The organism is Stutzerimonas kunmingensis (assembly GCF_014764705.1).
Lineage (GTDB): Bacteria > Pseudomonadota > Gammaproteobacteria > Pseudomonadales > Pseudomonadaceae > Stutzerimonas.
The window spans coordinates 40,861-54,989 of sequence record NZ_JACXXG010000021.1 but is presented as its reverse complement, the minus strand read 5'-3'; the positions used below and the strand labels follow the sequence as shown (position 1 = coordinate 54,989).

15 protein-coding genes are annotated in these 14,129 nt (G+C 63.2%); 11 read left to right on the top strand and 4 right to left on the bottom strand.

Annotation, left to right across the window (positions count from 1 at the left end):
- Positions 1-20 precede the first annotated feature (20 nt).
- Positions 21-2,330, bottom strand: a complete 2,310-nt coding sequence (metE, locus tag IEG05_RS15695) for a 5-methyltetrahydropteroyltriglutamate--homocysteine S-methyltransferase (RefSeq protein ID WP_046618830.1) — start codon at positions 2,328-2,330, stop codon at positions 21-23.
- Positions 2,331-2,491: 161 nt separating this feature from the next.
- Between metE and IEG05_RS15690 the strand changes: the two genes are divergently transcribed.
- Both IEG05_RS15690 and metR read left to right on the top strand, forming a co-directional pair.
- The gene (locus IEG05_RS15690) at positions 2,492-3,082 is read left to right on the top strand and encodes an exopolysaccharide biosynthesis protein (protein ID WP_046618832.1); all 591 of its coding nucleotides are present in this window, start codon (positions 2,492-2,494) and stop codon (positions 3,080-3,082) included.
- Positions 3,083-3,236: 154 nt separating this feature from the next.
- Positions 3,237-4,163, top strand: a complete 927-nt coding sequence (gene metR / locus IEG05_RS15685; RefSeq protein WP_014821082.1) for a transcriptional regulator MetR — start codon at positions 3,237-3,239, stop codon at positions 4,161-4,163.
- Between the two features lie 7 nt (positions 4,164-4,170).
- On the opposite strand, the gene IEG05_RS15680 is transcribed toward metR, so the two are convergent.
- The 3 genes from IEG05_RS15680 to IEG05_RS15670 form a co-directional block, all read right to left on the bottom strand.
- The gene (locus IEG05_RS15680) at positions 4,171-5,145 is read right to left on the bottom strand and encodes an SDR family oxidoreductase (protein WP_046618834.1); all 975 of its coding nucleotides are present in this window, start codon (positions 5,143-5,145) and stop codon (positions 4,171-4,173) included.
- 102 nt (positions 5,146-5,247) lie between these two features.
- A complete protein-coding gene (locus IEG05_RS15675; RefSeq protein WP_046618835.1) occupies positions 5,248-5,703 on the bottom strand; it encodes a VOC family protein in 456 nt (151 codons plus the stop codon).
- A 76-nt stretch (positions 5,704-5,779) separates the two neighbouring features.
- Complete coding sequence (locus IEG05_RS15670) at positions 5,780-6,415, bottom strand: LysE family translocator (RefSeq protein ID WP_044315393.1); 636 nt, start codon at positions 6,413-6,415, stop codon at positions 5,780-5,782.
- 245 nt (positions 6,416-6,660) lie between these two features.
- Here IEG05_RS15670 and IEG05_RS15665 point away from each other — a divergent pair, with 245 nt between their 5' ends.
- From IEG05_RS15665 to IEG05_RS15625, 9 genes are all read left to right on the top strand, one after another.
- On the top strand, positions 6,661-7,311 hold the full coding sequence (locus IEG05_RS15665; RefSeq protein ID WP_046618838.1) for a helix-turn-helix transcriptional regulator: 651 nt from the start codon (positions 6,661-6,663) through the stop codon (positions 7,309-7,311).
- On the top strand, positions 7,308-7,691 hold the full coding sequence (gene csgE / locus IEG05_RS15660) for a curli production assembly/transport protein CsgE (RefSeq protein WP_003299100.1): 384 nt from the start codon (positions 7,308-7,310) through the stop codon (positions 7,689-7,691). Before IEG05_RS15665 ends, csgE begins: the two co-directional genes overlap by 4 nt.
- Positions 7,688-8,104: a curli assembly protein CsgF gene (locus tag IEG05_RS15655; RefSeq protein WP_046618840.1), complete on the top strand. Its 417-nt coding sequence runs from the start codon at positions 7,688-7,690 to the stop codon at positions 8,102-8,104. The genes csgE and IEG05_RS15655 overlap by 4 nt, the downstream gene beginning before the upstream one ends.
- Before the next feature lie 22 nt (positions 8,105-8,126).
- Positions 8,127-8,957: a CsgG/HfaB family protein gene (locus IEG05_RS15650; RefSeq protein ID WP_036998768.1), complete on the top strand. Its 831-nt coding sequence runs from the start codon at positions 8,127-8,129 to the stop codon at positions 8,955-8,957.
- A gap of 263 nt (positions 8,958-9,220) precedes the next feature.
- Positions 9,221-9,712 carry a curli production assembly protein CsgB gene (locus tag IEG05_RS15645; RefSeq protein ID WP_046618842.1) on the top strand — a complete coding sequence of 164 codons (492 nt, stop codon included), beginning with the start codon at positions 9,221-9,223 and terminating at the stop codon, positions 9,710-9,712.
- 47 nt (positions 9,713-9,759) lie between these two features.
- Positions 9,760-11,046, top strand: a complete 1,287-nt coding sequence (locus tag IEG05_RS15640) for a PPE repeat-containing protein (RefSeq protein ID WP_046618844.1) — start codon at positions 9,760-9,762, stop codon at positions 11,044-11,046.
- Positions 11,047-11,420: 374 nt separating this feature from the next.
- A complete protein-coding gene (locus IEG05_RS15635; protein WP_046618845.1) occupies positions 11,421-12,218 on the top strand; it encodes an outer membrane protein OmpK in 798 nt (265 codons plus the stop codon).
- 241 nt (positions 12,219-12,459) lie between these two features.
- The gene (locus IEG05_RS15630; RefSeq protein WP_046618847.1) at positions 12,460-13,134 is read left to right on the top strand and encodes a TetR/AcrR family transcriptional regulator; all 675 of its coding nucleotides are present in this window, start codon (positions 12,460-12,462) and stop codon (positions 13,132-13,134) included.
- 6 nt (positions 13,135-13,140) lie between these two features.
- A complete protein-coding gene (locus tag IEG05_RS15625) occupies positions 13,141-14,109 on the top strand; it encodes a LysR family transcriptional regulator (RefSeq protein WP_046618848.1) in 969 nt (322 codons plus the stop codon).
- Positions 14,110-14,129 lie beyond the last annotated feature (20 nt).

The following is a 14,129-nucleotide window of genomic DNA, read 5'->3' as shown; positions in this document are numbered from 1 at the left end:
GCGCTGCACCGGCATTGACCTCAGGCCACTTTGGCGTTGCGCGAAGCACGCAGCTGACGGGCAGCCGCTACCATGTTCACCAGCGCCGCTTCGGTCTCCGGCCAGGCGCGGGTCTTCAGCCCGCAATCCGGGTTCACCCAGAGCCGCTCGGCAGGAATGCACTCGGCGGCCTTCTCCAGCAGCTGCACCATTTCGGCCGTATCCGGCACGCGTGGCGAGTGGATGTCGTAGACCCCCGGGCCGATATCGTTGGGATAGTCGAAGGCGCGGAAGGCTTCGAGCAGCTCCATCTGCGAACGCGAGGTCTCGATGGTGATGACATCGGCATCCATCGCCGCGATGGACTCGATGACGTCGTTGAACTCGCTGTAGCACATGTGGGTGTGGATCTGCGTCTCGTCGCGTACGCCGCTGGCACACAGACGGAACGCCTCGACCGCCCAGTCCAGATAGTGCTGCCACTGGGCACGGCGCAGCGGCAAGCCCTCGCGGAAAGCCGCCTCATCGATCTGGACGATGCGGATGCCGGCGGCTTCCAGGTCGCAGACCTCGTCGCGGATCGCCAGCGCCAGCTGCCGCGCCTGGACCTTACGCGACACGTCCTCACGAGCGAACGACCACATCAGCATGGTCACCGGCCCGGTGAGCATGCCCTTCATCACCCGGTCGGTCTGCTGCTGGGCGTAGCGAATCCAGTCGACGGTCATCGGCTGCGGACGGCTGAGGTCGCCGTAGATCACCGCCGGTTTCACGCAGCGCGAGCCGTAACTCTGTACCCAGCCGAACCGGGTGAACGCATAGCCATCGAGCTGCTCGGCGAAGTACTCGACCATGTCGTTGCGCTCCGCTTCGCCGTGTACCAGCACGTCCAGGCCGATCTGCTCCTGCACCGCCACCGCATGGCGGATCTCGGCCTGCATCGCCTCGGTGTAATCGCCGAGCGACAACCGGCCCTGCTTGTAGGCCTGCCGCGCCAGACGGATGGCCGGCGTCTGCGGGAACGAGCCGATGGTCGTGGTCGGGAACGCCGGCAGGTCGAGCCGCGCGCGCTGCTGTTCGATTCGCGCAGCGAACACCGACGTGCGCTGACTGTCTTGTGGCTCGATGGCATTCAGGCGCGCCTGAACCTGCGGTTTGTGGATGCGTGGCGAGTGCTGACGTGCCGCCTGCACGGCACGGCTGCGTGCCAGTTCGACCACCACATCCTCGTTTGTCGGCTCGTTGATGGCACGAGCCAGCGTCGCCACTTCGGCGCATTTCTGCACGGCGAAGGCCAGCCAGCCTTTCAGTTCATGATCGAGCCGGTCCTCGCGCTCAAGGTCCACCGGGCTGTGCAGCAAGGAGCAGGACGGCGCCAGCCAGAGGCGATCACCCAGCCGCTCGGCGGCATGCCGCGCCACCTCCAGGGCCTTCTCCAGGTCGCAGCGCCAGACGTTGCGACCATTGACCAACCCCAGCGACAGCACCTTGTAGGTCGGCAACCAGTCGAGAATCAGCGGGTACTGCTCCGGCGCACGCACCAGATCGATGTGCAGGCCGTCCACTGGCAGCGCCGCCGCCAGGCTGAGGTTGTCCTCCAGTCCGCCAAAGTAGGTGGCGACCAGCTTCTTCAGCGGGGCCCGCTGCAGCAGGTTGTAGGCGCGCTCAAAGGCGTTCTTCCAGTCCTGCGGCAGGTCGAGAGCGAGGATCGGCTCGTCGATCTGCACCCACTCGATGCCCTGCGCCGCCAGCCGGTCGAGCACCTCACCATAGACCGGCAGGAGGCGTTCGAGCAGCTCGAGCTTGTCGAAACGCTCGGCAGCCTCGCCCTTGAGCTTACCCAACCAGAGATAGGTCAGCGGCCCGACCAGCACCGGCTTGATCGCGTGACCCAGCGCCTGCGCCTCCTCGACTTCCTCGAACAGTTGCGACCAGGACAGCTGGAACTGCTGATCGACGGTGAACTCCGGCACCAGGTAGTGATAGTTGGTATCGAACCACTTGGTCATTTCCTGGGCCTGGCCGCCACCGCAGCAGCTATTGGTCACGCCACGGGCCATGGCGAACAGCGTGTCCAGCGTCGGTTGGCCGTCGGCCGGGCGGAAGCGCTGCGGCACCACGCCGAACATCAGCGAGTGCGTAAGAACCTGGTCGTACCAGGCGAAGTCGCCCACCGGCAGCAACTGGATACCGGCATCGGCCTGGGCTTGCCAGTGTTGTGCACGCAGCTGGCGACCAACCTGGCGCAGCCCCTGCTCGTCCAGCTCGCCCTTCCAATATGCCTCCAGGGCTTTCTTCAGCTCGCGGTCCGCACCGATGCGTGGAAATCCGAGGTTGTGCGCTACAGCCATTTCTCACTCCAAATGTCGTTCTGCATGAATGCGCTGATTGTCCGCGCCACGACTGCGTGAAACAAACTCACGTAATTACATTTGAAATATAGAAATATTCATGCAGGAGCATTTCGGGGCCTCGGGCCTCTAAAAGAAGACTTTCCCTACCAGGCGCATTCATGAATCCGGATCAGCCACCGCAGAATCTCGAAAGTTTGCTGCAGCGTCTCGAACAGGCCGGCGAAGCCGACCAGCCGGTGACGATCGAGTGCATGCTGCAAGCCACCGATGAGCGCAGCTTCGGTGCTCTGCTGCTCGTACCAGGCCTGCTGGTGTTCTCGCCGCTGTCGGGAATTCCCGGATTGCCCAGCGTGTTCGCGGTGATGGTTTCGTTGATCGCGATTCAGCTGCTGATCGGCCGGAAGCACTTCTGGCTACCCAAATGGCTGCTGCGGCGTAGCGCCTCGCGCAGCAAGTACGACAAGGCCATAGCCTTCCTGCATCGCATTGCCGGCTTCGTCGACCGCCTGCTCAAGCGGCGGCTGACCTTCCTTAGCAACGGCCTGGCGAATCGGCTGAATGCCGTGCTGTGCCTGGCAATCGCCGCCACCATGCCGCCGCTGGAGCTGATCCCGTTCGGCAATTCCACTGCCGGCGCCGCCTTGAGCGTGCTGGGGCTGGGCATGATGGCCCGCGACGGCGCGATGATCGTTGCCGCGCTGCTGTTCTTCTTTGGTCTGGCCTACATGGTTTCGCGGCTCTGGTTCTGAATGGCCAGGCCGATTGCGTAGCGGCCACTCGACAGCATCCAGATGCTGGGACACACTTGCGACGGATGAGCGTTGCTCATCTTCTTATTCATCCAGGGAACATCAGGCCTGCTGCTCAAGGCCTTGCTGCTCCCGCTTCGCAAGGTAGTTCGGCATGCTGGAAATTCGCCACCTGAAGACGCTTCATGCACTTCGGGAAACCGACAGTCTCGTCGAAGCCGCCGAGCGCCTGCACCTGACTCAGTCGGCACTTTCCCATCAGTTCAAGGAACTGGAAGAACGCCTCGGCCTGCAGCTGTTCGTGCGCAAGACCCGTCCGGTGCGATTCACCAGTGCCGGCCTGCGTCTGCTGCAACTGGCGGATCTGATGCTGCCGCAACTGCGCAGTGCCGAACGTGACCTCGCCCGTCTGGCCGGCGGAACCGCCGGGCGGCTGCACATGGCCATCGAATGCCACAGCTGCTTCCAGTGGCTGATGCCGACCATCGACCAGTTCCGCGATGCCTGGCCCGAGGTCGAGCTGGATCTGGCCTCGGGCTTCTCCTTCGCCCCGCTACCGGCCCTGGCGCGCGGTGATCTCGATCTGGTGGTCACCTCCGATCCGCTGGAGCTGCCCGGCATCACCTACGTGCCGCTGTTCACCTACGAGGCCCTGCTGGCGGTGGCGAACCAGCATGCACTGGCCGCGCGGCCGTACATTCGCCCGGAAGACCTGGCCAGCGAGACGCTGATCACCTACCCCATCGAACGCGACCGCCTGGATATCTTTACCCGTTTCCTCGAACCGGCCGATATCGAACCGGCGCAGGTACGCACCTCGGAACTCACCGTGATGATGATGCAGCTGGTGGCATCGGGGCGCGGTGTCTGCTCGCTGCCGAACTGGGCGCTGCATGAGTACAGCTCGCGCGGCTACGTCACCGCCAAACGGCTGGGTGACAAGGGTCTGTTCGCCACGCTTTATGCGGGCATCCGCGCCGACATGCTCGACTCACCCTTCATGCGCGACTTCCTGTTGACCGCCAAGGACACCTCCTTCGCCACGCTCGAAGGCGTCAGTGCTGCGCCGAAGGTGCGCTGACAGCGTGTCAGCGCCGCCGCGCCAGGCATACGCCAAGACCGATCAACCCGGCTGCCACGCCGCCGATAAACAGCCAGCGCTTGTCATCATCCGACGACGAGCGCCAGCCACCATCGATGCGCCGTTGCCCCAGCGGCGGATGAAAGAGATTGCCTGACGAGGGCGCCACTCGCTGCGCCCGGCCAAGCGCGAAGCCGGTCAGCAGCCCATTGAGTCGATCAAAGCCCGGGGTGAGGAAATGCGCCAGGCGCAGCAATGTGGCGGTGGCCCCGACCGACGTGGTGTGGCGCGGATGCAGGGCCAGACTGACCATGGCATTGGCCACCTGACGCGGATCGAGCAGCGGTGGCGGCGGCTGCAACGAGCGCCCGGCGTAGTTGCCGCCGTCGCGAAAGCCGGGGGTATCGACAATGCCGGGATACACATCGCAGATGTGTATCCCCGGCCAGGCTTCCAGTTCGCCGCGCAGCGCCTGGGACAGGCCGCGCAGGCCGAACTTGCTGGCCGAATAGGCCGCCGCGAAAGGTTGCGCTACCCAGCTGCCGACCGACAGCGTATTGATCAGCACACCGCTCTTTTGCTGCTTGAAGTACGGCAGCACCACATGGGCGCCACGCAGATAGCCGAGCAGATCGGTCTGCACCACCTGTTCATGGGCATCCAGTGGCGTCTCGTCGAACGCGCCGACCGCGCCGATGCCGGCATTGTTGATCCACACATCGATGCGCCCCTGGCCGAACTCCGCCGCAGCGCTGGCCAGTGCTTCGACCTCGTCGCTGTGGGTGACATCGGTGGGCACCACCAGGACTTCGCCACCGAGCGCGCGGCATTCATCGGCGGTTTCCGTCAGCGCTTCGACGTCACGCGCGGCAAGCACCAGTCGCGCGCCCTGGCGGGCGAAAGCCTGGGCAGCGGCGCGACCGATGCCGCTGGACGCACCGGTCAGCACCACCAGGGCGCCGTAGAGTTTTCCGTAGGCCATCGTCGTTCCTCCGCAGTCTGCTGTCGTAGTTAAGCTGACAGCGACGCTGCGCCGAACATTCCCCACGATGGTCGGCGCGATGCCCCGCGCGCAGGAACGTACTCAAGCCTGGGCGACGCTTCCCGCCGCTTCGTCCGCCCAGGGGTCGTAGGTGCCGAAGCTCCACAGATGCCCTTCGATATCGCGGCAGGTGAAGCCGCGACCGCCGTAATCCTCGTCCTTGAGCTCAACGACGATCTGCGCCCCGGCCGCCTTGGCCTGGGCGTAGAGCGCATCGGCGCTGTTGACGATGACGTAGATGCCCTGGGTGGATGCGCCGCCAATCTCGTCGGGCTGACGCAGTTGCTGGCCGTACTCAGAATCCACTACAGGCCCGACCATCAGCATGCCGTTGCCGAAAGCCAGTTGTGCATGGGTGATGCCGACCAGGTCGTCGCGGTACAGGCGCTGGCATTCGAAACCGAAGGCCCGACTCAGCCAGTCGATGGCGATGGCCACATCGCGATAGCGCAGGCAGGGGATCAGGCCGGCCGAGGTGTTCTTGCTCTGCTGTGACATACGCAGCTCCCATCACGGGCTGCCGAAGGGCCGCCCTTCTCTCATGAGAGCCGCAAGGGGGCGATCAATTCCCTCTTCAGAGGCGTTCGCTCAAGCCTAGGCGAATACCCAGCGCGATGAGCATCGAGCCCAGCGCCCGGTCCAGCCACTGGCTTATGGCCGGATTGTCGCGCAACGCCTGGGTGGCGCGGGCCGCCAACAGCACCACAGCGCACTCGATGATGATCGCCACCACAACCACCAACACGCCGAGAACCAGCAGCTGCAGCGGTACGGAGCCATGCTCGGGGCGGACGAACTGAGGCAGGAAAGCCATGAAGAAAATCGCCGCCTTGGGGTTCAGCAGATCGACCAGCACGCCCTGGCGATAGGCTTTCCAGGCGGACGCTTGCGGTGCTGCCTTGAGGGCCAGCACGGTTCCGCCGCCGGCCGAGCGCAGAGCCTGATAGCCGAGATACAGCAGATAGACGGCACCGACGTACTTGACCACCGTAAACGCCAGCGCCGAAGTGGCGAGGATGGCCGAGATGCCCAGCGCGGCGAACGCCACGTGCACCAGCGCACCGCTGCATACGCCACAGGCGGAAATCATACCGATACGGCGGCCGCCACTCAGAGTGCGTGAAATCACGTAGAGCAGATCCGGCCCGGGCGACAGGTTCAGCGCCAGCGCCGCCGAGAAGAACACCAGCCAGAACACGGGATCAACCATCGCTCCATCTCCATCTACGTGGCCAGACCGAGGTCATCCATCCAAGAGATCAGACTCTAGGACGGAAGCATTCCGAGTTCCAGCAGATTCTCTGAACACCCTTTTCGTCGGGATGCTGACGAAAAATTTAACTTTTGACTTTTTTTTGTCGCAAAGCTGAACTACTTTCAATTTCCAGACGGGACCGCTCTCTGCGCGTCACGCAATCAAGGACTGCCCATCAACATTCAGCAAAGGACATGCGAATGAAAGACGACGTCGCGCCGGCTTTCCAGCCAGCCCAATTCCGCATAACGCTTCTCTCTGCCAGCAAGCTGCTCGACAGCACGCTGCGCCAGCACCTGTACGACTGCCCCAGCTGCACACTGGTGCATATGGTCACGCCGCGATCCGAACAGATCGATTCCGCGCTGATGCTACTCGATGTCGCCAGCTACGACCGCAACGATTGCGTGCACCTGCTCCGCCAGTTCGGCGACACACCGCTAGCATTGATCAACGCCCAGCCCGATCAGGCGCGCAGACTGGTTGAAACGCACCCATGGATCCGCGGGGTCTTCTACCGCGCGACGCCACGCGCCATGTTTGTCCGCGGTATCCAGACCATGCTCGCCGGGGGCGACTGGCTACCTAGGGAGCTGATGGAAACGCTGCTCTGTCGCTACCGGCAGCTCAGCAACGCACATCAGGTCATCGACGAGCTGACCCTGCGCGAAAAGCAGATCCTCGCGCTCGCCGGCCAGGGCCTGTCCAACGCGGCCATCGGTGAAAGGCTGCACCTGAGCATCCACACCATCAAGAGCCATGTGCACAACGCCCTGCGCAAGCTCGGCGCCAGCAATCGCGCCCAGGGTGCCTCACTGGTGCTGGCGCACGTTGGTGAGGCGGTGTCGTGAAACGCACCGCCGCGTTGCTTCTGCTGCTGTTGAGCCTGACCGCTCAGGCCGACGAAGCCGAGCTGCAAGGGTTCATCACCAACAACACGGTTTCCCGCTCCGGTCACGAGTTCTACCTGCGCTTCTGCGAGCGCCTGAACGACATCAGCGCCCTGGACTTCAACCTTGCCATCAAGGAAAGGCCCTCGGCGCGCTGGGGCGTACTGGTCTGGGTGGAGCACGAGAACCAGACCCTGTATCGCCGCTTCCTGCAGCCCAACGTGGCGGACATGAAGGAACCGGCCTACGAGGCTGCCGATTTCGTGGTGCAGGAAATCAACCGACGCAAGATCGAAGCGTTGTTCGAAGACAACATTGACATGGCCAAGGACGAACTATGAAACAGCACATTCACAAGGCGCTCGGCACGCTGCTCGCCGGCCTGCTGCTCAGCACTGGCGCCAGCGCCACCGAGCTGGTGTACACCCCCGTCAACCCATCCTTCGGCGGTAGCCCGCTCAACGGTGCCTGGCTGCTCGGCAACGCGCAGGCGCAGAACAGCAAGAAGGACCCGGATGCAATCGATCGCTCCTCGCTGCTGGAAAACCAGTCCGCCCTGGACCGTTTCACCAGCCAGCTGGAGTCGCGCCTGCTGGGCGATCTGCTCAGCGGCGTGACCGATGGCAAGACCGGCACCGTGACCACCGACGATTTCATCGTGCGCGTCTACAACGGCGACGCCGGCATGCTGATCGTGGAAATCACCGACCGACTCACCGGCGAAATGTCCGAAATCATAGTCGGTCAGAACTGACCCCCAAGGAGAAACAAAGGCCATGAGAAGCCTATTCGTAGCCATAGGGATGATGGCTGTACTGCAGGGTTGCGCCGTTCGCGAGCCCATGTCTGCCGACCAGCATCCGCCAACCCTGACCCCACGCACCTCGACCTACCAGGATCTGCTGGCTCTACCGCGCCCGAAAGGCCCGCTGGTGGCTGCGGTGTACGGCTTTCGCGATCAGACCGGCCAGTACAAGCCCACTCCGGCCAGTTCGTTCTCCACCGCGGTGACCCAGGGCGCGGCCAGCATGCTGGTCGATGCCATGCAGGCCAGTGGCTGGTTCGTGGTGCTCGAGCGTGAAGGCCTGCAGAACGTGCTGACCGAGCGCAAGATCATCCGCGCCTCGCAGGCCAAGCCGGACGTGGCACCCAATATCCAGTCCGAGCTGCCGTCGCTGCTGGCGGCCAACATCATCATGGAAGGTGCCATCGTCGCCTACGAAACCAACGTACGCAGTGGCGGCCAGGGTGCGCGCTATCTGGGCATCGGACTGTCGCAGGAATACCGCGTCGATCAGGTCACGGTGAACCTGCGGGCCATCGACGTGCGCAGCGGCAGGGTGCTGTCGAACGTGATGACCACCAAGACGATCTTCTCCGTCGGCCGTAGCGCCAACGTCTACAAGTTCATCGAGTTCAAGGAACTGCTCGAAGCGGAGGCGGGTTACACCACCAACGAGCCGGCGCAGCTCTGCGTACTCTCGGCGATCGAGGCTGCCGTGGCGCACCTGATCGCCCAGGGCGTCGACCGACGCCTCTGGCAGACCGCCGAAGGCAGCGGTGGCGAGCATCCGGCGCTGAGCAAGTACCTGAGCAAGCTGGACTGAGATCCAAGTCGTCGGCGCAACGCCGACGACGCTTCAGCTTTCCTAGCAATCCCCTTCCCGGCTGACGGCACGCTCAATAGCGATGCCGCCTGCCCGGCCGTTGCGCATGAGCTTCCGGGCAGCGCACCCAGAGACAGCAGCGTGCATCGCTGATCACCACCCGTTACGCACCAGATCACAACATTTTCAATCATTGGATGGATGTTCGCCGCCCCGGTTAGGGGCAAGTATGTCGACATCAGAGCCCATCAGGACAGGACGCCATGACACGCTCGCAACGGATTGCGCATGACCTGCTGCTACCCGCAGTTCTGCTACTGGCTACCGCCAGCCACGCCGACATCCCCGCCTCGATCGATCTCGCCCCCAACGAATTGGCCTACCTCACGGCAGACCCATCCGCCCACGCTGGCGTCAGCGGCCAGGGCGCCGTGGCGCTGATCCAGCAGTCCGGCGAGAGCATGACCGGCCGCATCGCCCAGACCGGCTCCGACCTGGAGGCCTACATCATCCAGAGCGGTTACGCCAACGGCGCCAGCATCGAGCAGATCGGCCAAGGCAACGCAGCGCTGATCAGCCAGAACGGCTTCGACAATGACGCCCACATCGAACAGACCGGCTCGGACAACCGCGCCGCCATCGCACAACAGGGCTCGAGCAATCGAGCCCTCATCGAACAGACCGGCAGCGGGCATAGCAGCAATGTCAGCCAGAGCGGCCGAGGTCTGACGGTAGTGGTTCGCCAGTACCGCTAATCCCAAGGAAATACCGCTGTACTTAAAACATCCATGGAGTGACAAAAATGTTTAAGTTCAAACCTCTTGTAGCAGCCATTCTGACCGTAGCCACTGCCCAGGCTTTTGCCGCCGAGAACACTTCGGAGCAGAACCAGCACGGCATCAACAACAACGCAGAAGTGCTGCAAAGCGGCGGTTCGGGCAACTTCGCCACACAAAACCAGAGCGGCTTCAGCAACGACGCAATGGTCGAGCAGATCAGCTCGGAAGCCACTACCGCCACCCAGACCCAGACCGGCAACTTCAACAATGCCGAATCCCGCCAGAGCGGCACGTTGATGACCGGCTCGACCCAGACCCAGAGCGGCTGGGGCAACGATGCACTGGTAGAGCAGACCGGCACCTACAAGACTGGCGCCACGCAGAACCAGAAAGGCGTCAACAACGTCGCCGAAACCTTCCAGTCTGGCGCAACCATGGCCAACGCCACCACCAACCAAGACGGCAAGGACAACTACGGCCTGATCTCCCAGACCGCCACCTATGGCAGCCAGGCAGTGGTCAACCAGAACGGCGACCTGAACAGCGCCAGCATCACTCAGTTCCTCAGCAACCACGACCGCGCAACCGTCACCCAGCAGGGCATCGACAACGATGCGCAAGTGGTGCAGGTCGCCAGCAGCGGCTCCATCGCCGAAGTCGAGCAGAGCGGCTGGCGCAACGACGCGATGGTTTCGCAAACCGGCCTGCAGCACGAGGCGTATGTCGATTCCGTCGGCAGCCACAACATTGTCAATGTGGACCAGAGCGGTAATGCGCAGAACGCTTTCGTCGTGCAGTACGGCGAACGTAACGACTCGAGCATCACGCAGACCAACGGCTGGTTCGGCGGTAACAACACCGCTACAACTGACCAAGCTGGTACAGATAACCGAGCTGACGTATACCAGGACGGACGCAATCAGACTGCCAAGACCATCCAGGAAGGCGGCTTCAACGTCGCCTCCGTGGAGCAGGAGGGCCGAGGCAATGATCTGCACTTCCACCAGGACGGTGTCGCTAATGAGCTCAACGCCGTACAACACGGCGTCGACAACGAGATCGTCGGCGTCAGCTACGGTGCGAACAACACAGCCGATATCGAACAGGACGGCCGCGACAACCTGGCCACCGTTCGCCAGGAAGGCTACTTCAACGACGTGATGCTGAGCCAGAGCGGCGCCGATCACCTGATCAAGGTGACTCAGAACGGCTTCGGCAACGACGCCGTCGCCAGCCAGGCCGGCTACGGCAATGCGGCCTACATCAACCAGAGCGGCTGGAACAACACCGCCCTGGTCACCCAGCAGTAAGTTCGTTCGCTACACCCGACTGCCGGCGCCTTGCCGGCAGTCGCGTTTCGTCCCTACGCGAACCCCACCTCACTTTGCCTTGACCAGTCGACGCACCGTTTCGGTGGCGAGCCTGGCGATCGGCCATCGCAGCGCCCCAAACTGAAGCAAGCTGACGCATCGGTCAGGTCAAGCCAACGCGCTCACCACCCATCCGGCAACACTGCCATCAGTCAAAACGTTTCGTCTTCGAAAAATAAATCTTTTCCCATCAATTACTTATCAAGAACCTCAATGGGATATTCGGTATTGGCGCGACGCTTGCTTTGTGACCAAAGCCTGACCGCTTGGACAACTTACAAGCTCATTCAAATGCCAATACGGAGACACACTCAATGAAGCGCAGCCTGACCACCGCAGCCCTCGCGGCCGGGTTCATCCTCAGCAGCCAAGCCATGGCCAGCCCAATGCTCTGGCAGAACAACAGCCTCACCTACCTGTACGGCAAGAACTTCGCCGTCGACTCCGCAGGTGGCAAGGAAGGCGACATCCAACAGACCATTACCTTCGAACATGCCAGCGGCTGGACCTGGGGGGACATGTTCCTGTTCGTCGATAACAAGTGGTACAACGGCATCTCCGGCAGCGATGGCCACACCTACTACGGTGAATTCAGCCCGCGCTTGTCGCTGGGCAAGATCAGCGGCGCAGACCTGTCCTTCGGTCCGATCAAGGATGTGCTGATCTCCGCGACCTACGAACGCGGCGAAGGCCGTAATCGCAACTATCTGCTCGGCCCGGCCGTGGATCTGGCTATTCCAGGTTTCGACCGCTTCTCCCTGAACACCTACTACCGCAAGCCCGACGGCATCACCGGCAAGCCTGGCGGCCAGTGGCAGATCACTCCGACCTGGGCCATGACCTTCCCGGTCGGCAAGTCGGACATCCTCTTCGATGGCTACATCGACTGGGTCGTCAACGACAAGAAGAACGGCAACACCGAGCTGAAGAAGAACTTCAGCTTCAACACGCAGGTCAAGTACGACCTCGGCAAGGCGCTGGACTACACGCCCGGCAAGCTCTACGTCGGTATCGAATACGACTACTGGTCGAACAAGTACGGCATCGAGGACACCGACGCCTTCAACACCGACAACAACGTCACCAACTTCATCGTCAAGGCGCATTTCTGATGCGCCCGCCGCCCGGACAACGGGCGGCACCTTGCCGTGTCAGTCGCGTTCGCTTCAACAAGCGCAACGGCTGCTCGCGCAACGAAACTCGTGCAGAATCAGCCCAGTCAGCTAACCACCGCCCTGCTTCGGTGGGCCTGAACCGCAGGGTGGGCTTCAGCCCACCGAAACGGTAACGGCCGCCTGCCGGGCTAACGCTCACACCGAAGGCCGACTGCCCGCGCGCTCACGGATAGGGAACATGGACAAGAACAACGCACCGCCGCCGCTCTACACCGCCCAAGGCAAGCCTGCCGGCCGCATTCGCCAGAAGAATGAGGAAACCATCCTCGCCGCGGCCGCCGAGGAATTCGCCCGCTACGGTTTCAAGGGCACCAGCATGAACGCCATCGCCAGCCGCGCCGGGCTGCCCAAGGCCAACGTGCACTATTACTTCAACAGCAAGCTGGGGCTGTACGTGGAGGTCATGCGGCACATCCTCGAACTCTGGGATACCGCCTTCGACGACCTCACCGTGGACGACGACCCGGCCACTGCCCTGGCCGAGTACATCCGCATCAAGATGGAATTCTCGCGGCGCCATCCGCAAGCCTCGAAGATCTTCGCCATGGAAGTCATCAGCGGCTGCGAATGCCTGTCCGAGCACTTCAACCAGGACTATCGCAACTGGTTCCGCGGCCGCGCCGCGGTATTCGACGCCTGGATCGCCGCCGGCAAGATGGACCCGGTCGACCCCATGCACCTGATCTTCATGATCTGGAGCAGCACCCAACACTATGCCGACTTCTCCGACCAGATCCGCCGCATCAACGGCAAGCGCATGACCCGCGCCGATTTCGCCCACGCCAGCGACAACCTGATCGCCATCATCCTCAAGGGCTGCGGACTGACGCCACCTTCGCCCGTGGATCGCTGACCGACCGTGGCCCGCAAGCTGCGCATCCATTCCCCGGCCATCCATTACTTCGACATGGTGCGGCGCTGCCAGTCGATTCGCGAGGCGTCGCGCCGGCTCAACGTCGCCTCGTCGGCGGTGAACCGGCAGATTCTCAAGCTCGAAGACGAGATCGGCGCGCCCCTTTTCGAACGCCTGCCCGGCGGACTGCGGCTGACCGCCGCCGGCGAGATCTTCGTCCGCCATGTCATCGTCGTGCTGCAGGACGCCGAGCGTGTGCGCTCCGAACTGGACGCGTTGCAGGGCCTACGCACCGGCCATGTGGAAATCGCCACGGTATCCGGCGTCACCACCGATCTTCTACCTGGCGTGCTGGAGCAGCTGCGCGAACGCTATCCGCGGGTTACCGTGGGCGTCACCAGCCTTGGCTCGCAGGCGATTCCCGAGGCGGTCATCAGCGGCCAGGCGGACATCGGCCTGGCCTTTGCCCTGCCGCGTACCGCTGACTTGCAGCAGCTGGGCGTCGGCCACTTCCGTCTCGGCGCAATCGTTCCCCCCTCGCATCCGCTGGCCGAACGCGCCGAGGTGAGCTTCGCCACCTGCGCCGAATACCCGCTGATCCTGGCCAAGAGCGATCTGTCCATCCATCACCTGCTGGCGCCGCTGCTGGCGCGCACTCGCCCGCGGCACAAGGCGCCGCTGGAAACCAGCTCCGTGGAGCTGGCCCTGCAGATGGCCAAGCGCGGTGCCGGGGTCGCCTTCCAGACGCGCATCGGCATCGAAGCCGAGCTGGCCGGCGGGACGCTCGTGCACGTACCGCTGAACGATGGCGGCGCGGTGTTCAGCGACCTCGGCGTGTATGTGCGCAGCTCGCGTTACCTGCCCGTCGCGGTGGACGCATTCGTTCGTGCACTGAGCGAACAGATCGGCGAACGCGAAGCGGCTCAAGGTAGTCGATCGCCAACCGGTCGCAGCGGCGAAACCACGGTGCGCTGAACGTCCGCGGCAGATTTCGC

What these genes read in the sequence shown, in the direction of transcription:
- metE (WP_046618830.1), bottom strand. Translation starts at nt 2,330, where the DNA reads ATGGCTGTAGCGCACAACCTCGGATTTCCACGCATCGGTGCGGACCGC.
- IEG05_RS15690 (WP_046618832.1), top strand. Translation starts at nt 2,492, where the DNA reads ATGAATCCGGATCAGCCACCGCAGAATCTCGAAAGTTTGCTGCAGCGT.
- metR (WP_014821082.1), top strand. Translation starts at nt 3,237, where the DNA reads ATGCTGGAAATTCGCCACCTGAAGACGCTTCATGCACTTCGGGAAACC.
- IEG05_RS15680 (WP_046618834.1), bottom strand. Translation starts at nt 5,145, where the DNA reads ATGGCCTACGGAAAACTCTACGGCGCCCTGGTGGTGCTGACCGGTGCG.
- IEG05_RS15675 (WP_046618835.1), bottom strand. Translation starts at nt 5,703, where the DNA reads ATGTCACAGCAGAGCAAGAACACCTCGGCCGGCCTGATCCCCTGCCTG.
- IEG05_RS15670 (WP_044315393.1), bottom strand. Translation starts at nt 6,415, where the DNA reads ATGGTTGATCCCGTGTTCTGGCTGGTGTTCTTCTCGGCGGCGCTGGCG.
- IEG05_RS15665 (WP_046618838.1), top strand. Translation starts at nt 6,661, where the DNA reads ATGAAAGACGACGTCGCGCCGGCTTTCCAGCCAGCCCAATTCCGCATA.
- IEG05_RS15655 (WP_046618840.1), top strand. Translation starts at nt 7,688, where the DNA reads ATGAAACAGCACATTCACAAGGCGCTCGGCACGCTGCTCGCCGGCCTG.
- IEG05_RS15650 (WP_036998768.1), top strand. Translation starts at nt 8,127, where the DNA reads ATGAGAAGCCTATTCGTAGCCATAGGGATGATGGCTGTACTGCAGGGT.
- IEG05_RS15645 (WP_046618842.1), top strand. Translation starts at nt 9,221, where the DNA reads ATGACACGCTCGCAACGGATTGCGCATGACCTGCTGCTACCCGCAGTT.
- IEG05_RS15640 (WP_046618844.1), top strand. Translation starts at nt 9,760, where the DNA reads ATGTTTAAGTTCAAACCTCTTGTAGCAGCCATTCTGACCGTAGCCACT.
- IEG05_RS15635 (WP_046618845.1), top strand. Translation starts at nt 11,421, where the DNA reads ATGAAGCGCAGCCTGACCACCGCAGCCCTCGCGGCCGGGTTCATCCTC.
- IEG05_RS15630 (WP_046618847.1), top strand. Translation starts at nt 12,460, where the DNA reads ATGGACAAGAACAACGCACCGCCGCCGCTCTACACCGCCCAAGGCAAG.